This is a genomic window from Streptomyces flaveolus (assembly GCF_000716535.1).
Classification (GTDB): domain Bacteria; phylum Actinomycetota; class Actinomycetes; order Streptomycetales; family Streptomycetaceae; genus Streptomyces; species Streptomyces flaveolus_A.
The window spans coordinates 23,135-42,186 of sequence record NZ_JNWV01000025.1 but is presented as its reverse complement, the minus strand read 5'-3'; the positions used below and the strand labels follow the sequence as shown (position 1 = coordinate 42,186).

Genomic DNA, 19,052 nt, shown 5'->3' with positions numbered 1-19,052 from the left:
ACTGGACCGATGGCGCCGACCGGTGCGGGCCACCTACGGTCGTGCACATGCACCCTCGAAACGTGTGGCAGGCCATGTCCCGGCCGGGTTTCCTGCTGTCGGCCGGGCCCTGGCGCTGCGCCGCGTACCTCCTCACCGGTGCGGTGACCGGTGTCGCCACCCTGGTGGGGATCGTCGTGGTGGCGGCGGTCTGCGGTGTGCTCGCCGTCGTCCTGGTGGGGCTGCCCCTGCTCGTCGTGGTCGCCCTCGGCGGGATCCCGGTGGCCGCGGTGGAGCGGCTCAGGCTGCGCCTGATCGACCCCACCCCGGTGTCCGGCCGGCACCGGGTGCCGGCCGCGCCGGGACTGCGGGCGTGGCTGACCACCCGGCTGCGCGAACAGGCGACCTGGCGGGAGCTCGGCTACGCGCTGCTGTTCGCCGGGCTGCTGTGGCCCGTCGACGCGCTGGCGATCACGGTCGCCCTGCTCTTCCCGCTGTCCATGGTCGCCACCCCGCTCCTGATGACCACGGTCGGCGACGGCCACGAGGCGAAGGTGCTCAAGCAGTGGACGGTCACCACATGGCCGGCCGCTTTCGGCACCGCCGTACTGGGCCTGCTCCTGGTGGGCCTGGGTGCTTACGCGCTCGGCGTCGTGGCGGGAGCCCGCGCCGAGCTGACCCGGCTGCTGATCGCCTCCCGCGAGGGGGAGCTCGGCGCCAAGGTGCTCGAACTGGCCCGCTCCCGCGCCCGGTTGGTGGATGCCTTCGAGGCCGAGCGGCGCCGTATCGAGCGCGACCTGCACGACGGCGCCCAACAGCGCCTCGTGGCCCTGACGATGGCCCTCGGGCTGGCCCGCCTCGACGCCCCGCCCGGCCCGCTCGCCGACCAACTCACCAGGGCCCACGAGGAGGCGGGCAGGGCGCTCGCGGAGCTGCGCGAGCTCATCCACGGCATCCACCCCAAGGTCCTCACGGACTACGGCCTCCAGGCAGCGGTCGCCGACGCCGCCGACCGCTGCGTGGTCCCCGTCGACGTCGATCTCGAGCTGCCGGGCCGGCCGAGCCAGGCGGTCGAGTCCGCCGCGTACTTCGTGGTCTGCGAGGCACTGGCCAACGTCGCCAAACACAGCCGCGCCGCCCGGGCGCGAGTGAGCGGCGGCCATCGCCATGGACGCCTGTTCCTCCAGGTGCGCGACGACGGCCGCGGCGGCGCGGACCCCTCGGAGGGCAGCGGCCTCACCGGTCTCGCGGACCGGGTGTCGGTCCTGGATGGCAGACTTGCCCTGACCAGTCCGCCGGGTGGACCGACTCTGTTGCGTGTGGAGTTTCCTTGCGAGTTGACCAAGGCGGGCGATCGCTCCGCGTAGTGCTGGCCGAAGACAGCGTGCTGCTGCGGGAGGGGCTCGTCGGCCTGCTCGACCGCTGCGGCCACGAGGTGGTGGCGGCCGTCGGGGACGCGCGGGCACTGATCGCCGCGGTCGAGGAGCAGGCCCCCGACATCGTGGTGACGGACGTACGCATGCCGCCCGGTTTCCAGGACGAGGGCCTGCACGCGGCCGTGCGGCTGCGCGAGAAGAACCCCACCCTCCCGGTCCTGGTCCTCAGTCAGTACGTGCAACGGACGTACGCCGCCGAACTCCTGGACTCCGGCGACGGATCAGGCGTCGGTTACCTGCTCAAGGACCGGGTCGGCCAGGTCGAGGAGTTCGTCGGTGCGCTGCGCAAGGTGGCGGACGGCGGGACCGTGGTCGACCCCGAGGTGGTACGCCAGTTGCTGCGCCGCCGCCGCGATCCGCTGGAACAGCTCACCCCGCGCGAACGCGAGGTGCTGGCACTGATCGCCGAGGGCAGGTCCAACGGCGCGATCGCCAAGGAACTGGTGGTTTCCGAAGCAGCGGTCGGCAAGCACATCGGCAACATCCTCACCAAGCTGGACCTGCCCCCGACGGACGCGACCCACCGCAGGGTCCTGGCCGTCCTCACCTACCTGCGGGCCTGACCCGGCAGGGCTGTGGAGCGGCGAGAGACGCCGCGTGTGCCCGCGACCACGGCAACCCCTGAACGCCGGGGAACCTCCCGCGTCCGGGTGCGCGGGGTGCCCGGCCATTCGGAGGCGCTGTGGTGGCGCCTGCCGGGGGCGGCCCACAGGCTTGGTCTGGATGTGGGCGCGCCGCCGCGCAGGGGTGGCGGCAGGATTCTGGGAGGACCGTATGACCGCTTCGTCGCCCTCCACCGAGACACCTCCGGCCCGGTACGACGACCTGCGGGCCCTGGTGATCAACTGCACCCTCAAACGCTCGCCGGAGACGAGCAACACCCAGGGGCTGGTCGACCGGAGCACCGGCATCATGCGCGCGCAGGGCGTGCGTGTCGACGTCGTCCGGGCGGTGGACCTCGACATCGCCACCGGCGTGTGGCCCGACATGAGGGAGCACGGCTGGGAGACGGACGCCTGGCCGGACCTGTACCGGCAGGTCATGGGCGCCGACATCCTCGTGCTGGCCGGACCGATCTGGCTGGGGGACAACAGCTCTGTGATGAAGCAGGTGATCGAGCGGCTCTACGCCTGCTCCAGCCTGCTGAACGAAGCCGGTCAGTACGCGTACTACGGCCGCGTCGGCGGCTGCCTCATCACCGGCAACGAGGACGGCGTCAAGCACTGCGCCATGAACGTCCTCTACAGTCTCCAGCACCTGGGGTACACCATCCCGCCGCAGGCCGACGCCGGATGGATCGGTGAGGCAGGGCCCGGACCCTCCTACCTCGACCCTGGCTCGGGCGGACCGCAGAACGACTTCACCAACCGCAACACCACCTTCATGACCTGGAACCTGCTGCACCTGGCGCGGGCGCTGAAGGACCTGGGTGGCATCCCCGCCTACGGCAACCAGCGCACCGCCTGGGACGCGGGCTGCCGTCACGACTACGAGAATCCCGAGCACCGGTAGGTCAGGCCGCACGCTCGGAGACCGGCACCGGCCTCCCGGCAGTGGACGAGCGGGTGGCCGTGCACCACCCAGGGGGCGACACCCGGCAACCACTCGTCATGTCGCCATCGGGGCGGAGCCGTGTTCGGTGAGCAGCAGGGCGATGTCGTCGGCCCGGTAGGAGGATCCGCGGGCGTGGTGCAGCAGCCGGTCGGCGAGTTCGTCCAGTGAGTCCGCGCGGGCGTGGGCCAGCGATACGCGCAGGCGGTCGATTCCCGTACCGATGTCGGTTCCGGGTTTCTCCACGAGGCCGTCGGTGTAGAGGGCGAGGACGGATCCGACCGGGAGAGCGATACCGGTGGGAACGTAGGTGCTGCTGTGGTCCACGCCGAGCAGTGTTCCGACGTCGAGGTCGAGCGCGTTCGTGGTGCCGTCGGGAAGGCGGAGCAAAGGGGCGGGGTGGCCGGCGGTGACCGCGTCGGCGTGGTCGCGGCCGGTCTCGAGGTGGACGTAGCAGCAACTGGCCAGCAGGTCGCTGTCGAGGTCGATGAGGGTGCGGTTGACGCCTGACATGACGTCGCCGGGAGCGTGGCCGGCGGCCACGAACGCGCGTACCGCACTGCGCAGCTGGGCCATGGTGGCTGCGGCGGCGATGCTGTGCCCCTCCACGTCACCGATGACGAGGCAGACCCCGCTGTCGGTGGGGATGACGTCGTACCAGTCACCGCCGATGTCCATACCGCTGGTGGCGGGCAGGTACCGTGCCACGGTCCGGATGCCGGGCACCTTGGGCAGGCGGTGTGGCAGGAGCGCCTGCTGCAAACCGTGCGCGACGGCGAACTCCGAGTCGTACAGCCGTGCCCGTTCCAGAGCCTGGGCTATCAGACCGGCGAGCGCGGTCAGGACGCCGCGGTCCTTTTCGGTGAAGTGATGGGGGGCGTCGAAGCCGAGGACGCAGGTGCCGACCGGGCGGCCGGAGGCGAGCAGGGGCAGATACGCCCAAGAGCTCACTTGTCCGGTGGGGATGCCCGGATAGCCCCGGACGAGGTCCTTCTGGGACTCGATGAAGAGGGGGGCGCCGGAGGTGAGGGTCTCCGTTCCCGGCAGGCGGGCGTGCAGGGGAACGCCCTGGAGCCAGTCGAGGAACGTCTCGTGGTGGCCGGTGTGGTGCAGAAGGCGCATCGCTTTGTTGCGGACGACATAGATCGCCATCTGCTGGCCACCGAACGCCGGCAGGAGCTGGTCGGAGACGACTTCGCAGACCTGGCGCGTGGTGACCGCCTCGGTCAGCGCGCAGCTGAGCTGCAGGACGTGGTACATCGCGCCCAGGCGTGCCGGCGCGGTAGCGGGTGCGGACGCCGGTGGGGGAGCGCAAGCCGCTTCGCCGGACGGGGGCCGGGTGGTGGGAGTCACCCGGCAGGTCACCCCGTCGGGCTGCGGGTGGAGGGAGAAGGCGAGCCACTGGTCGGGCGGCCGGCTCACCAGGAAGGAGGACAGCGCCTGCGAGATCATCGCGGAGCGGTGCCGGTACTCGACGCTGGGATCGGACAGCCACGGCAGCACGTCCCACAGGCACTGGCCGAGCACCTCGTCGGCGGAGATGTCCAGCAGGTGCAGGGCACCGCGGTTGACGTAGGTGACACGTCCGTCGGGAGCGAGGGAGAACAGCCCGTCCGGCAGCCGTTCGACCGCTGCGACGGCCGCACCGCCCGCCCGGGCGTCCAGGACGGCGCCGACCAGGTGCGTGCGAGCGCGAGCGTCGTCGGCTTCCGGCACACGGCCCCAGAGCTGCACCGTGCGGTGTCTTTCACCGCCGTCACCGCCCTCCCGTACGCGCAGGCGCCGCGCGGCGATCCGGCCCTGGCCCACTGCCTCGCGCGCGCAGGCCCGGAAGGCGGCACGATCACCGGGGTGCAGGCGCGTCGCCAATGTTTCGGGGCGTCCGTCGAAAGCGCCGGGATCGAGACCGAAGACCGCGCAGAACGTGTCGTCGGCGCTGAGGATGCCGGAGCCGAGGTCCCAGTCGAACAAACCCACCTGCACGGCCGCGGCCGAGTGGGCGGGGGTCTCGACGGCCGCCGTCCCCGGTTCCCACTCCACGGGCACGCCGGTACGGGCGTGCAGTTCGGCCAGAGCGTCACCGAGCCGACCGGCGACGCTCCGCAGGTGGCGCCGCTGGGCCTTGGACAGCCCCTCGCTGCCCGGTGCGGCCGGCCACACGATCGCCAACGCCCCGAAAAGCGCCCCGTCACTCGCGCGCACCGGCACCGAGCAGGAGCCGAAGGCATACGGCAGAGCCACCGCGAGCTGTGGGTAGAACCGCATCGTCTCCTCGGCGCTCGCGAGATGGACCGTACGCCCGGACGTGTACGCCACAGCGACCGGAATCGGACTGCCCGCCGCGATGAGGCGCCAGCCACCCAGCAGAGACGGCGGCACCCCGCACGTCGCGGCGAGCACGATCGACCGGCGGTCGCGGGAGCGCAGGAAGACGCTGCCGGCATACGCGCTCGTTCCCTCCACGGCCTCCACCACGGCGGCCGCGAGCACGTCCTCACGCTCGGCCGCCCCGCCGGCCGTCAACCCGCGCATACATCCAGTGTGCGCAGGTCAGCGCGCGGACGCGTCCGCAGCCTGGCGTTCCCGCCGGCTCGCCCGCCAGGGCCGGCATCCCTCTCCCTGAAGCACAGCCCCTTCACCCGCAAGGGTCGCCGTGCGGGCTCTTCACCGCGCGTACGTGTCCGCCCTGGCGGCCCGGGCTCGGTGCGCGGGGGCGTTGTCAGTACCGCCCGCTATGTTGATCGCATGACGTACGTCGAGGGCAAGATCGAGCGTGTCCCGCCGCAGCGGTTTCACGAGACCGTGGGCCTGGAGGACTGGCGTGTCCTGGGTGAGGGAGCCTGTGCGTATTTCCGCGCCGGGTCGTTGACGGTCGGCGCGAGACTCGTGCAGGCGATCAGCGAACTGCCCGACGTCGATGCCGGGCACCCCGACATCGATGTGCGGTACGACGGCGTGACCGTGCGACTCATCACGCTCACCGACGACTTCTACGGGCTGAGCGAACGCGACGTCGAACTGGCCCGGCGCATCTCGGCGTTGGCACGCACGCTCGGAATCCCGGCAGACCCGTCCGCCGTTCAGACCGTCCAGGTCACCATCGATGCCCTCGCGGGGCCGGATGTGGTGCGGTTCTGGCGTGCGCTGCTCGGCTACACCGATCGAGCGAACAGTCCGGAGGACTTGATCGACCCGCACCGCCGCGGGGCGCCCTTCTACTTCCAGCGGATGGACACACCACGTCCCCAGCGCAACCGGGTGCACGTCGACGTCTGGGTGCCCTATGACCGGGCCGAAGCGCGCATAGCGGCAGCCCTTGCCGCAGGCGGCCGGTTGGTGAGCGACGCCCATGCTCCGTCGCACTGGGTGCTGGCCGACCCGGAAGGCAACGAAGCCTGCGTCGGGACCGCCGGCTGGATCGGCCCGGAACCCACTCGGCGGTAACGCCACACAAGCAGTCCGCGATCACGCACCCGGCACCTGGACGAGCCCGGGGCCGGTCCAGACGGAAGGAGGCACCCCTGTGCGAGGAACGGTCCTGCACGGTGCCGATGCGGCCCTGACACCCCCGGCGGTGGCGTCCTCCCGGACATCCCGCGTACGACAGGGGGTGCGACCGTGAGCCGGATCCTGGTGACCGGTTCCGCGGACGGCCTGGGACGCGCCGCGGCCGATTCGCTGCTGTCCGCCGGACACGAGGTCGTGGTGCACGCCCGCGACCAGGAGCGCGCGGCGGCCCTCGACCCGTTGGTCGACCGTGGGGCGCACCTCGTGGTCGGCGACTTCACGGACCGTGACGCCGTACGGCGCATCGCCGCTGAGCTGAACGACGCGGATCCGCTCGGCGCCGTCATCCACAACGCCGGCGTCTGGAGCGGACCGGCCGTCATGCCGGTCAACATCATCGCCCCGTACCTGCTCACGGCCCTGCTCCGCGGCCCGCGGCGCCTGGTGTACCTCAGCAGCGGCTCGCACTTCGGCGGGCGGCCCGTGCTCGACGGGGTCGACTGGCGGGGGCGGAGCGCGGGGTCGTACGCCGACAGCAAGCTGTTCGTCACGACGCTCGCGGCCGCGGTGGCCCGCCTGCGCCCCGACGTGCTCAGCAACGCCGTGGACCCGGGCTGGGTACCGACGAAGATGGGCGGACCGAACGCACCGGACGACCTCGAACTCGGCCATCGGACGCAGGAGTGGCTCGCCTCCGGCGACGACCCCGAGGCACTGACCACAGGCGGGTACTGGTACCACCGCCAACGGCAGGAGCCGCACCGCTCGGTCCACGACGAGACGTTCCAGGACCGTCTGCTCCAGGCACTGGCACAGGAGACGGGCACCGCTCTCTGACCGAGCGGCGAAGCCTCCCCGCCTTCGGCCCGGTCACCCGGCACGGCAGCGCATGCGAGGGCCTCCGGCAGGGTGCGCACGGCTCTGCCCGCCCCCGCATCCCTCACTGTCCGCGGTCACCCCACGATTCGCTGGTGTGGGCGAAGCGACCCCTGCTGTTATTCAATGAGGTGTGCGGTCAGGGATCTCGGGGCCCCCGTCGCACGGGTCCGAGTACGGCCCCGGCGCTGCGCCGGGGATTGCTGAGAGAGCTGCATGGACTCCACACCCTCCCCATCGTCCTCTTCGGCGTTCGAGCTGGTCAGCAGGGCCCTGGGGCGCTACATCCCGCGCGGCGGAGCGGCAGCCGACGCCGGTCGCGCCGACGCGCAGGGCGACCGCACCAGGCACCGGCGGGTACCGGAGGACCCGGCAGCGCGCCGTCAGGAGCAGATTCTCGGCGCGGTCAACCTGGACAGGGATCTGATCATCACCCGCTGCAATCTGGACGCACCGGTGTTCGGCGGCCTGGACGCCGTGGTGGGGAGGCCGTTCGTCGATCTCCTGCCCCCCGGGGACGTACCGACGGTCACCCGGCGGTTGCGGCAGGTCGTGGAGACGGGTGAGGCGCACGTGGCCCGCATTCAGCGCCTGCGGCGCGGCGACGGGTCGGAGCTGGTCGTCTCGATGAGCATCCTGCCCGCCGCGGCGCCTGAGGAGGGCCTGACCGTCTCCCTGATCGCGATGGCCAGGAGGCTGCACCTCTACGCCGCCGAGACCGCGATCGGCACCTCACTGGACATCGGCGAGACCGCGCAGTCGCTGGCGGAGTCCCTGTTGGCATGGGGAGACGTGGCCGCCGTCGACCTCGACTTCGCCGTGTGGACGGGCGAGGGAGTCACCGGCAAGGCCAAGGGGCGCATCCGGCTCCGGCGGGCGGCTCTGGTGCCGGACCGGGCGTGGCCCGAGGGCTACGTGACTCCGGGCGAGGATCTGCCCAGCGACGCGAGCCGCCTGCTGGCGCAGGCGGTACTGCGGGACGATGCCCCCCAGACGATCGTCATACCCGACCGGGAGGCGGTCGAGCGGGTACTCGGCAGCCCACGGGTCGTGCGGGCCCTCGTGCCCGGTGACCGGTCGGCGGGCGTGGCGTGCATACCGCTGGTCCTGGACGGCGCGCCGCCCGTCGTACTGGGCGTGGCGGAGGTCTGGCGGCGGGCGGACTGCCCGTTCCGCGACAGCGAGCTGCTCGACCTGCAGGAACTGGTGGCCAGGACCGCCCACCACGTCGACCTGGCGCGTCAGCACCAGCGCGAGCACACGCAGGTGCTGGCCCTGCAACGCCGGCTCCTGCCCCGGACCGGCGGCGACACGATCGAGATAGCGAGCGTCTACCAGCCCGCCACCCCCGACAGCGCGGGCGTCGGCGGTGACTGGGTGAACAGCTTCCCGCTGCCGGACGGCCGCACCGCGCTGGTGGTCGGTGACGTCGTCGGGCACGGTCTGGGAGCCGCGGCAACCATGGGCCAGCTCAGCATGGAGGCCCGCGCGCTGCTGTCCGCGGGGCTCGCGCCGGACGAGGTGCTGGAGCACCTGGACGAGACCGTGTCGCTGCTGGACGACGCCGATTCCGGACTGACGGCCGGCTACAGCGCCCTCGGCTCGACCTGCTGCATCGCCCTCTACGACCCGGTCAGCCAGCGCGTGACACTGTCCAGCGCCGGCCACCTCCCGCCGGTCCTGGTCTCCCCTGACGGGCACGCGGGTCCGCTCGAGGTCCGGCCCCACCCCGGCCTCGGTGCGGAGTTCGCTCTGCGGGAACCGTTCGACGTGCACACGTTCGGCGCACCCCCGGGCTCCCTGCTCGCCCTCTACACCGACGGACTGGTGGAGGACCCGGCCGTGTCGATCGACGAGGGCATCGGCAGGCTGGCGGACGCCGTGTCCACGGTGCACCCCTGGGACACCCTCCAGCACGCCGCACGGCACGTCGTCTCCGCCCTGGCACCCACGCGCCAGCGCGACGACGTGACCCTGCTGCTCGCACGGATGATCGGCTACCGCAAAGGGGACACCGCGACCTGGCGGCTGCCCGCCCGCGACGACGCGCCCGCCCGTGCCCGTGCGCAGGTCTCCGTGCTGCTGCGGCAGTGGCGCACGAGGGACGACACCCGGGAGAACGTGGTGCTGCTGGTCAGCGAGCTGGTCACGAACGCCGTGCGCTTCGCCACCGGCCCCATCACGGTGCGGCTGATCAGGTCCGGTCACGGCCTGCTGTGCGAGGTGGGCGACACCGGCAGCGGCAGGCCACGTCTGAGGCGGGGCGGCCTGCTCGACGACGCCGGTCGTGGCCTGCACGTCGCGCACCGGCTCACCACCCGGTGGGGGGTGCGGTGGACGGACACCGGCAAGGTGGTCTGGGCGAAAGTCGCGAGGTGACGCGGCTACGCCTCACAGACGCGGGCGGCCCGTGCGCGGGTACCGGCGCCGGTGCCTCGTGCCAGTACGGATGGGGTTGAGGTGTCGTACTGGCACTGGTGGCAGCGGTGTCGTACTGGTACCGGTGGCGCGGCGTCATACCAGTACCGCGTGGTGCGCCCTGGTACTGGTACGAGTGGCGCGGCCCCGTCCTACAGCCACTCGCCGTCCAAGGCGGTGGCGGTGAGGCCCGGTGCCGCCGCGTACAGGACGGCACGACTGCCCGGCTTCTGCCCGGCGTCATGCGCCCGCCGCAGGATGTCGAACACGGCGGCGCCTCCGCGGTTGCCGGTGGTGTAGCTGTCCCGGCTGTAGTCCAGCAGCCCCGACGGCCACGCCTCGGGCATCGTCTGCTCCATGTACTCCAGCACCCGGGTCCCGCCGGGATGAGCGAGCAGTACGTCGGGGTGCCAGGCGTCGGGGTGGTCCTGGTACCGGACGCGCAGCCACTCCCACATCGCGGTGACCGTCTCCTGTACGGCGCGCGGCCCGCGCCGGTCCATCACGAAGTGGGTGCCGTCCGCCCGGGTCTCCAGGCGGTGCAGGTCCTGCGTGCCGGGCAGGGTGTGATGCCAGGCTGCGTCCAGCCGCAGCACCGACTCGCGCCTGGGGCGGCCCGTGACGACCGCGGCGACCGCGGTGTCCGCGAACAGCAACCGGACGATCAGGGACTCCAGGGTGTCGTCCGCGGGCTGGTAGGTCGTGCTCAGCGCCTCCGAGATGACGACCAGGACCACGCGGTCGGGGTCCGCGGCCACGAGATCCGCGGCCAGCGCCAGTGAGCGGGTTCCCGCGATACAGGCCCACTGCGTGGCCGGCAGCAGCATCACGTCGTCGCGGAGCGCAAGCTTGTTGGCCAGGGCTATGTCCAGACCCGGCAGCGCCGGGGTGGTGGAGTGACTGGTGATCAGACAGTCGATGTCAGAGACGTCCAGCCCGGCTGTCTGCAGGGCCCCGCGCGCGGCACGCTCCCCGTAGGACTGCACGGCCTCCCAGGCCGGCCCGGTGCGCTCCTGGACGGTCTGCGGCGTGGGTATCGCCTCCAGCGCGGCGATCACGCGGTCCACGTCCTCCTGGCTGAACCCGTCCCGTGCCAGCGCCTCTTGGGCAGGCCCGACGCCGACGGTCCGCAGGCCGCCGCCGTTGCCGGGCGCGACGGCGGTCTCGAGCGGCAGCATCCAGCCGCGGGTCTCGATGCCGGTACTGGCTGCGATGCCGTCGATCCGCGGCGCCCACGCCGCGTGTGGGTGCCGGTCGCGCACTTCCGCCACGATCTGGCTGGTCTTCACGGTGTGCTCGCCGTGTATCACGGCAGGAGGACAGAGGTAAGCGGCCATGGGGCACCTTCCCGGCGGAAGAGGGGGAACAGGTCGAACAGGGGAATGTCACGAGTGTTGTGGCATGGGTCACTTTGGAAGTAAGCGCCCAAGAGGATGCCGATAAGCTCCACTTCGGGAGTCGGTATCCGTTTCGAGCATGGACGCCAAATGGACATTTCCGCTGTGATGCAGACAACTTAGGCGGCATCTGGTGTGCGTGACACGGCACACATCGCTGAACCGGAGCCTCGGAGCGCTTCCTCGGTTCTTACCTGACTTACCGTCAGGCGGGGGATCTGGTTACAGCCGCCGGGGCGGGGGCGAAAATGCCTGGGCGCACGGGCGCGTGAGGGTCAAGACCGGGGTGTGTCTCACCGGCAAGTACTCTGGGATATCTAAACTGGGGCATTTACTGTGATATCGGACAGATCGGGCAGTCCTGGATCGAGGAGAGCAGGCACTCAGTCGAACCGAATGTGCTTGATCCCTGTCCAGGCCCGCCGTACACGGCCCCGCAGCGCTCCGTCTCTGTTCGGGGCGAGTGCCAGGCCGACGGCAGCGGCGATGTGCTCGGCAACCTCAGGCACCGTCAGGTGGTCGGTCCACACCTGGTCCGCGAACTCCTCCGCACGCAGGCGCTCCAGACAAAGGTCGAGCTTGGACAGGGCGAAGCTCTCCCGGCGCAAGGGCGCGTTCTTGCCCGCGACGAACTGGACAACGTGTCCGAAGCCGCGCTCGCGCAGCCGGCGCAGCACGGTCTCGCGCTCGGCCAGCAGTGCGAAGTGCCGTACGTCGTGGCCGTGCTCGCGCAGCCGGCCGACTGTCTCGCGGAAGTACGCGGGCTCCACCACCGTCATGGGCACGATCACCGTCCCGACGTGCTTGTTCAGGACGTGATCCAGTACTTCGAACACCCCCTGCCGCCAGGCAACGAGGTCCTGGAAGTCTCCGCGCGAGGACGGGGGCATCATCCGGTGCAGACCGAAGCCGACGTGTTCGGGATCGCAGACGACACTGCCGGCAAGCCGACGTCGGAGTTCGTAGGCGGTCTGCGTCTTGCCGACGCCGAACGGACCGTTGATCCACAGGAGCATGCCTGGACCCTACGGGGCCGGGGCGGTTGTCAGTGGTCTGTGTCAGCCTTCGCCCATGAGTTATGACCTTGCCGTCTGGGAAGGCGACCGCCCAGAGGACGACGCGGCAGCGGGCCGCTGCTTCAGCGACCTGTACGACCGCTACATCGACAGCGACGAGAGTCACCCCCCGACCGAGCGGATAACGCGCTACGTTGCCGCGCTTCTGGACCGCTGGCCGGACATCACACAAGACGAGCACGACATCTCGCCCTGGTCGACCGGCCCACTGATCGGCGAAGCCCGCGGGCCGCTGATCTACTTCCCCATGCGCTACAGCATGGCGGAGGAAGCCTCCGCCTACGCCGCGCACGTCGCCGCGTCGATGGGCCTCATCTGCTTCGACCCCCAGGAGCGGCGGCTCAGGTCATGAGGCCGCCGCCGGGCGGAGCCGAACGAGGCCGAGCCGTGCTCGTGGCCACCCTTCACCCCGCACGGCGTCACACGAGTTGCGGTGCCACCTCGGCCGCGACCCACTCCATGGCTTCCTCGACATGCTCGGCCACGACAGGCAGCCACAGAGTGCAGAAGGTCAGCCCCGCCTCGGCGAGCCGCCCCAGGTCGTCGGCGACGCTCGCTGGGGTGGGCGCGGTGCCGCCGAGTGGGAGTCCCGGTGGCGGTACAGCCGCCGGTACGCCGGGTGGAGCAAGGAACGCGGCCGAAGCGAGGGTCAGGCGGTCGGCGTGCTCGGCGCCGGCGAGGTCACGCAGGCGGCGCCGGACGTCGGTGACCTCCGCGGCGTCCGCCCCGGTGCCGTACCAGCCGTCGCCGAACCGCAGCACGCGGCGCAGGGCGGCGTCGCTGTGGCCGCCGACCCACACCGGCGGACCGCCGGCGGTGACCGGAGGGACTCCCAGGCGCGCCTGACGCAGTGTCGTGAACGGACCGTCGAAGTCCGCCGGGCGCTGGGTCCACAGGGCCTTGGCGGCGGCGAGGTGGTCGTCCGTGCGTGCACCGCGTTCACGAGCGGGTACGCCGACGGCGGCGAACTCGTCAGGGTTCCAGCCGGCGCCGACGCCCAAGACCAGACGGCCACCGGATATGACGTCCAAGGTCGCTGCCTGGTTGGCGAGCACGAGCGCCGGGTAGTACGGCGCGACCAGCACGGACGTCAGCAGCCGTAGACGCGTCGTCGCCCCTGCTACGGCCGAGAGCAGAACAAACGGGTCCGTGTCGAGGCCGAAACCGCTGTCCAGGAGGCGGTTGCCGACCGCGACGTGATCGAAGCCCAGGTCTTCGGCGCGGCGTGCCGCATGGAGCGCACCGGTTCCGTCGTCGAGCGGCCAGCGCGGTTGAAGGGAGACGCCGAGACGCAGGGGCATGGGCTCGCCTTTCGCTAGCTGTCCGGTGGCGGCACGGCGGTCATTCGACCGCCCCGTCAACACACCCAACTCCCCGGCCACCCCTGCTTCATCCCGTCTGCGAGGCCAGCCCGCACGCCCCCGGTAAGCCGGACCGCTGTCGGAAGGGGGCCACTTCCAGCCCCGTCAAGGGGACAGCCGGTCCGGTCCGCCTGCGGGCTTCGCCCCGGCCCTGTCGCGGGCCCTATCGCCCCTTCACGAACCGTGCCCGCTCGGCCGGCGCGAGCCGCTCCGTCGCATAGCGCACGGTGACGCGCGGCAGCTCGTCGAGATGCCGGTCGAGGAAGGCCACCATCAGCGGCTCGTCCCGACGGCCGATCTCCCGCAGCATCCAGCCGAGTGCCTTGTGGATGAGAGGTTCCGGGTCCCGGCGCAACGTCAGCACCAGGCGGAACGTCGGCTCGAAGCGTCCCTCGCGGATCAGTGCCAGCGTGGCGAGTACGGCGATCCGGCGGTCCCACAGCCACGACGACGCGGCCAGTTCGTCCAGGACCCGCAGATCTCCCTCCAGCAGCCACGGTCCGAGCACGACGTGCGCGGAACCGTCGACCAGGTCCCAGTTGTCCACGCGGTCGGTGCGCGCCAGATAGAAGTCGACCAGCGCCTTGCGGTCCGCGCCGCGCGCCGTGCGCACCTGCTCGGCCAGCACCAGCAGCCCGGCGAAGCGCTCCTCGTGGACACGGCTGCGCAGCAGTGCGTCCACGTCGTCGGGGGACAGGTCGCGGTAGGCACGCGCCAGCTTGCGCAGCACCGGCACGCGTACGCCGAGCAGTTCGTCGTCCTCCGCGGGGCTCAGCACCCGCTCCTGCTGCGCCCGCACAGCCGGCTCCGCCAGATCCCGCAACTCGGCCCGTAATTCCCTGAGCGAAACGATCGTCATGACCGCGGACGCTAGCGCAGGACGCCCGTACTTGCCGGTCTGTACCTGCTCGCCCTGGAGGAGCTCGGGCGGCGGCCCGGCCATGCCGCGCTCCCGTCGTCTCCTGCGGCCAAGTACATGCTGGAGAGAGTCGCGCGGTCACTCGACCAGGTTCCCGACCACGACGAGCGCCTGCCACGGCTGCGCCATCTGTTGGCGCACCGTCTGGTCGAAGCGCGACGCTACGACGCCGCGTTGGAACAGTTCCAGCGGATCGGCCGGTGGTGCGGTGCGGAGCCCTGGACGCAGCACCGCGATCCGGTGGCGACGTTCGACCGGGCGCGGGCCGTCGCGGCGACACGATCCCGACGGAGCTGACGCGGAGGCGGGGCTCACCAGTTTCCCTTGTTGCCCTCGCACGGATCGGTGACCGCACGTCGCGTCGAGGGCGGCGCTCAGCCGGGGAAGCGTCCCGTGGAGCGGAGTTGCCAGCGCCGCTCGGCGTAGGCGAGGTCGTCGCGCCACAGGCGTCCCGAGGCCGCGCGCACCAACGGTCGCAGCAGTGGCGCCGCGCGGCGGGCCACGGCGAAGCCCAGCCGGTCGGACGCGGCCACCACCGCCTCCGTCACCGCGGTCCGCGGCCGGCCCAGCCGGTCGGGACCGAGGGGCGTGGCATGGGTCTCGACGACGGAACCCGTGCCCTCTCCTTCGGTGACGCGCATGACGACCGTGCGTGGTCCTGGAGCGGTGAACACGGCGCGGACGGGTACGACCAGGCGCCCCGCCACCTTGAAGGAGACGTCGACGGTGAAGCCGTCCTCGGTGTCGCTCCCGGAGCCGTCGGGTGATCCCACCACCGTGAGGTCGACGAACGAGTACGGGTGCAACCACGCGCCGTGCCACGGGTCCAGCCGGTTGGCCACGACATCCTCGGCTTCGCAGACTCCGGCCCCCGTAAAGACGGCTGTGAGCGCGCGTGCCCGCTCGGGCCGCCGCACGAGGACCGGTGCCTCCGACGGGGTCTCACCGCCGACGGCATCCAGTCGGACCCACAGCAGCACGCCGTCGTCGTGCACCGGCAGCGGAGTCCAGCCCGCGTACGGGGTGCCGTCCAGGGCCAGCCCGTGCCAGTGGCACCTCAGGGTGCCGCAGCGAACGGGACTGTCCCGCAACGGTGCCCCGAGATGGGGGCAGGCACCGGGCCCGCCCACCGGACGGCCGTCGGGGCCGCGCCACACGACCACCTCCTGACCCGCCACGGTCCCCGCGAGCGGACGGTCCTCGCGGAGACCGTCCGACGCACCGACGACGTACCAGTTGCCGGACGGCCGGGCCCGGGCCCGTTTCAACGCCTCAGCGATCACGCCCGGTCTGGCATCGTGCCAGGTCGGCCGCTGACGCTCCCACGGCACCGGGCGCCGGCGCAGCGACAGCGGAAGACGACCGCGTCGGCCGGGCGGGACGGCGTTCACACGAGCTCCCGCGCGGCCGGTGGGCCCGATGCGCCGAGCGCCGGGGCGGGCAGCGGACGCGGTGCCGCGCCCGGCCGGAAGGGAGACCGGGCGCGCAGCCGCGCGGTGACCGCCCGTACGAGGCCGTCGGCGGCGACCGCCGCGCGGCGCCGGCGCGGGACCACCGCGCGGCGGTGCAGCACCGAGTAACCGTCCTGGGCGACCGCGTCCAGGATGCCGCCGTACAGGACGAACGCGGTGCGGATACAGGGACGGGAGACCGGGTCCAGCATGCCGAGGCCGGGGAGCGCCTCCCGGTAGACACCCCGCGTCAGCGCCTCGAACTCGCGCAGCGCGGCCGTGATGCGAGGCTCGGGCCGGCCGGTGTCCCTGCTCCACCGCAGCAGGTCCCGGTCCACTCCGTGGCCCGCCAGCAGATCGGCGGGCAGATAGACGCGGCCGCGGTCCAGGTCCTCGCCCACGTCCCGGAGGAAGTTGCTGAGCTGGAAGGCGACGCCCAGTGCCGCCGCGTACGGCGCGGCCTCCTCGCGCGGCACCACGGTGCCCAGCACCGGCAGCATCTGCAGTCCGATCACCGCGGCCGAGCCGTGCATGTAGCCCCGCAGGTCGGCGTACGTGGCGTAGTCGGTCACCGTGAGGTCGGCGCTCATCGCGGACATGAAGTCGTGGAACAGCGTGTGATCGATGCCGTACCGGTGCGCGGTGTCGGCGAGCGCCAGGACCACCGGCTCGTGGCTGTGCCCGTTCCGCAGTCCGTGCTCCAGGCTCCGCCGGAGTTCCGTCAGGGCGACCGCGCGCCGCCGGTGGTCCGCGCCGGTGCCGAAGGAGTCGACGATGTCGTCGGCCCAGCGGGCGAAGCCGTACAGAGCGTGCACGGCGGACCTGCGTTCGAGGGGCAGCAGCCGGGTGGCGAGGAAGTACGTCCTGCCGTGCCGCGCGTTGAGGGCGCGGCAGTGCCGGTACGCCTCGCGCAGCACCGGATCGCCGATCCCCGCCGCGTTCAGTTCGCGGTCCGTCATGTGAGGGTCTCCTTCGCTCGCGCGGGCAGGGCGGGGGGCCGGGTGGACGCGGGACGCGGTAGGCCGGTGATCCGGGCGGCGGCGAGTTTCCCGGACAGCAGCACGGTCGGCACGCCGACGCCCGGCGTCGTGCCGCAGCCGGCGAGTACGGCGTTCTCGGTGCCCCGCACCAGGTTTCGCGGCCGGAACGGCCCTGTCTGGGCGAAGGTGTGGGCGGCCGAGAAGGGCGTCCCCGCGGCGTGGCCCGCGGCCCGCCAGTCGGCCGGGGTGACGAGACACTCCTCCTCGACGCTGCCCTCGATGCCGTCCAGACCACGCCGCTCCAGCTCCCGCAGCAGCGTCTGCCGGTAGCGGGGGCCGAGTTCGCCCCACGCGGCGGCGTCCGGCCCGATGTCCGTGTTGGGGCAGGGCGCGAGGACGTAGTGCAGATGGCGGCCCGGCGGTGCGAGCCGCGGATCGGTGGCGGTGGGCCGGGTCACGAGCAGGGAGGGATCGCTCATCAGCCTGCCGGTGCGGGTGAGTTCGGTGAACGTGGTGTGCCAGGCCGAGCCGAAGAACAGCGTGTGGTGCGCCAGCTGCGGCCACGTACGGACGGTTCCGACGTGCAGCACCACGGCGGACGGCGAGTGCCGCAGGCGCAGCGGACGCCGGGGGGAACGGCCTAGGAGCCGGTAGGCGACCGGGAGGTCCGGGGTGAGGACGACGGCGTCGCAGGGGATGCGGTCCTGGTCCGTGACGACGGCGGTGACGCGCCCGCCCGAGCGTTCCAGACGGGTCACCCGCTGCCCGTACCGCAGGTCGGCGCCCGCCTCGGCGGCGGCGTCCGCCATGGCCCGCGGCAGGGCGTGCATGCCGCCCCGGGGGAAGTACACGCCCGCGACGGTGTCCATGTAGGCGATGACCGCGTACGCGGCCAGGGCGCGGGCGGGCGGCACGCCCGCGTACAGCGCCTGGAAGGAGAAGACCCGGCGCAGCCGTTCGTCCTTCAGGAAACGCCCGATCCGGGCGTCCAGCCGGCCGAAGCCGCCGAGCGCGGCCAGCCGGGCCAGGTCGGTGTTCAGCAGGTCGAGCGGGGAGTCGAAGTTGGCGTCGATGAAACGGCGCATCTGCGCCCGGTGCAGCTTGCCCAGCCAGTCGCGCAGCCGCCGGTACCCGGCCGCTTCCCCGGGGCCGGCGAAGCGCTCCACCTCCGCCGTCATCGCGTCGGCGTCGGTGTGCACGTCGAGCGTGCTGCCGTCGGCGAAGCGGGCCCGGTAGGCCGGGTGCAGCGGAATCAGTTCCACCCTGCGGTGCAGGCTGTCGCCGACGGCCGCGAACGCCTCGTCGGCGAGGTGGGGCATGGTCAGCACGGTGGGACCTGTGTCGACCCGGTAACCGCCGAGGGCGAGGCGTCCAGCCCGGCCGCCGGGCAGGGCGTCCCGCTCGACGAGCGTGACGCGTCGCCCGGCGCCCAGCAGGTGCAGTGCGGCCGACAGCCCGGCAAGGCCGGCTCCCACGACGACGACGTGGTCGGTGCGTCCGGGCAGCGTGCGCCTCATCGGGCGGTCTTCCGCGCGCCGGAGCGTGCCAGGGGCGAGGGTGCCGACGACGCCACGACCCGCGCGCTGTGCCGCGCTGGACGGCGCGTCGGCGTGGCCTTCCGGCTGCGCGACGACCTGGAGCATGCATGCCCGGGCGTGCACAGGCCGGCGTGGAGAGCCGGACGGCCGCGGCGCGGTGCCGAGCCGTCCATCACGTCGTCGTGTCCCGGGGCGCGGGTCCGCAGCAGTCCGACCGCGGAGCCGGTCCGCACAGCCGCGGCGACCTGCGTCCGGCCGGTGCCGGCGCAAGCATGCACCGTCCACCACGGAAGTGGCGAACGCGTGCGTCTGCCCCCCGACCGGGTGAACCGCGCGGCCCGCCCGGCTGGTTCCCCGGCGAACAGGGCGTCCATGGCCTGGGCGCGGGCGACGCGACCGGCCGGGAATTGGTCGGGCACCCGGCCGACGGCGGGTACGTCCGCCTGGGCCCTGGCCGCCTCACCCGTGCCCCTGCCGAGCGCGCCGTGGGCCTCGCCCCGGGTCTCGCCGGTTCCGTCGTCCCGTCGCACCCGGACGGGGGATCCCGACGGGAGCACCGGGCG

At 72.3% G+C, this 19,052-nt stretch carries 17 protein-coding genes; 8 read left to right on the top strand and 9 right to left on the bottom strand.

The features are described 5' to 3' along the window. Positions 1-74 precede the first annotated feature (74 nt). The 3 genes from OO52_RS26490 to OO52_RS26480 all read left to right on the top strand — a co-directional run bounded on the left by OO52_RS26490 (position 75) and on the right by OO52_RS26480 (position 2,927). Positions 75-1,346 (top strand): sensor histidine kinase, encoded by a 1,272-nt coding sequence (locus tag OO52_RS26490; protein ID WP_030646587.1) that lies wholly within the window; start codon positions 75-77, stop codon positions 1,344-1,346. Further along, positions 1,346-1,978, top strand: coding sequence for a response regulator (locus OO52_RS26485; protein WP_030646584.1), 633 nt, complete (start codon positions 1,346-1,348; stop codon positions 1,976-1,978). The genes OO52_RS26490 and OO52_RS26485 overlap by 1 nt, the downstream gene beginning before the upstream one ends. 211 nt (positions 1,979-2,189) lie before the next feature. Beyond that, positions 2,190-2,927 (top strand): flavodoxin family protein, encoded by a 738-nt coding sequence (locus OO52_RS26480; protein ID WP_030646583.1) that lies wholly within the window; start codon positions 2,190-2,192, stop codon positions 2,925-2,927. A gap of 96 nt (positions 2,928-3,023) precedes the next feature. On the opposite strand, the gene OO52_RS26475 is transcribed toward OO52_RS26480, so the two are convergent. Then, the gene (locus OO52_RS26475; RefSeq protein WP_037629408.1) at positions 3,024-5,498 is read right to left on the bottom strand and encodes a SpoIIE family protein phosphatase; all 2,475 of its coding nucleotides are present in this window, start codon (positions 5,496-5,498) and stop codon (positions 3,024-3,026) included. 213 nt (positions 5,499-5,711) lie between these two features. Between OO52_RS26475 and OO52_RS26470 the strand changes: the two genes are divergently transcribed. From OO52_RS26470 to OO52_RS26460, 3 genes are all read left to right on the top strand, one after another. Next, a complete protein-coding gene (locus OO52_RS26470) occupies positions 5,712-6,410 on the top strand; it encodes a VOC family protein (RefSeq protein ID WP_030646580.1) in 699 nt (232 codons plus the stop codon). A gap of 174 nt (positions 6,411-6,584) precedes the next feature. After that, a complete protein-coding gene (locus tag OO52_RS26465; RefSeq protein WP_030646578.1) occupies positions 6,585-7,310 on the top strand; it encodes an SDR family NAD(P)-dependent oxidoreductase in 726 nt (241 codons plus the stop codon). Between the two features lie 255 nt (positions 7,311-7,565). After that, the gene (locus OO52_RS26460) at positions 7,566-9,728 is read left to right on the top strand and encodes an ATP-binding SpoIIE family protein phosphatase (RefSeq protein ID WP_030646576.1); all 2,163 of its coding nucleotides are present in this window, start codon (positions 7,566-7,568) and stop codon (positions 9,726-9,728) included. Positions 9,729-9,919: 191 nt separating this feature from the next. Here the strand turns inward: OO52_RS26460 and OO52_RS26455 are convergent, their stop codons facing one another. Continuing rightward, positions 9,920-11,104: a polyketide synthase gene (locus OO52_RS26455; RefSeq protein WP_030646574.1), complete on the bottom strand. Its 1,185-nt coding sequence runs from the start codon at positions 11,102-11,104 to the stop codon at positions 9,920-9,922. A 443-nt stretch (positions 11,105-11,547) separates the two neighbouring features. Continuing rightward, positions 11,548-12,180 (bottom strand): AAA family ATPase, encoded by a 633-nt coding sequence (locus OO52_RS26450; RefSeq protein ID WP_030646572.1) that lies wholly within the window; start codon positions 12,178-12,180, stop codon positions 11,548-11,550. Between the two features lie 55 nt (positions 12,181-12,235). Between OO52_RS26450 and OO52_RS26445 the strand changes: the two genes are divergently transcribed. After that, positions 12,236-12,592, top strand: coding sequence for a hypothetical protein (locus OO52_RS26445; RefSeq protein ID WP_030646570.1), 357 nt, complete (start codon positions 12,236-12,238; stop codon positions 12,590-12,592). 67 nt (positions 12,593-12,659) lie between these two features. Here OO52_RS26445 and OO52_RS26440 read toward each other — a convergent pair whose 3' ends face one another. Then, positions 12,660-13,541 (bottom strand): TIGR03619 family F420-dependent LLM class oxidoreductase, encoded by an 882-nt coding sequence (locus OO52_RS26440; RefSeq protein WP_234339779.1) that lies wholly within the window; start codon positions 13,539-13,541, stop codon positions 12,660-12,662. A 223-nt stretch (positions 13,542-13,764) separates the two neighbouring features. Next, positions 13,765-14,460 carry a DNA alkylation repair protein gene (locus OO52_RS26435; protein WP_030646567.1) on the bottom strand — a complete coding sequence of 232 codons (696 nt, stop codon included), beginning with the start codon at positions 14,458-14,460 and terminating at the stop codon, positions 13,765-13,767. Positions 14,461-14,577: 117 nt separating this feature from the next. Between OO52_RS26435 and OO52_RS52190 the strand changes: the two genes are divergently transcribed. Next, positions 14,578-14,817, top strand: coding sequence for a hypothetical protein (locus OO52_RS52190; RefSeq protein WP_158965127.1), 240 nt, complete (start codon positions 14,578-14,580; stop codon positions 14,815-14,817). A 77-nt stretch (positions 14,818-14,894) separates the two neighbouring features. On the opposite strand, the gene OO52_RS26430 is transcribed toward OO52_RS52190, so the two are convergent. From OO52_RS26430 to OO52_RS54675, 4 genes are read right to left on the bottom strand one after another with little or no spacing between them, the layout of a single operon-like run. Then, positions 14,895-15,911: a DUF5914 domain-containing protein gene (locus OO52_RS26430; protein ID WP_030646565.1), complete on the bottom strand. Its 1,017-nt coding sequence runs from the start codon at positions 15,909-15,911 to the stop codon at positions 14,895-14,897. Next, a complete protein-coding gene (locus OO52_RS26425; protein WP_030646563.1) occupies positions 15,908-16,930 on the bottom strand; it encodes a phytoene/squalene synthase family protein in 1,023 nt (340 codons plus the stop codon). The genes OO52_RS26430 and OO52_RS26425 overlap by 4 nt, the downstream gene beginning before the upstream one ends. Next, the gene (gene crtI, locus OO52_RS26420; protein WP_030646561.1) at positions 16,927-18,468 is read right to left on the bottom strand and encodes a phytoene desaturase family protein; all 1,542 of its coding nucleotides are present in this window, start codon (positions 18,466-18,468) and stop codon (positions 16,927-16,929) included. Before crtI ends, OO52_RS26425 begins: the two co-directional genes overlap by 4 nt. After that, positions 18,465-18,863, bottom strand: coding sequence for a polyprenyl synthetase family protein (locus OO52_RS54675; protein WP_420711428.1), 399 nt, complete (start codon positions 18,861-18,863; stop codon positions 18,465-18,467). Before OO52_RS54675 ends, crtI begins: the two co-directional genes overlap by 4 nt. Positions 18,864-19,052 lie beyond the last annotated feature (189 nt).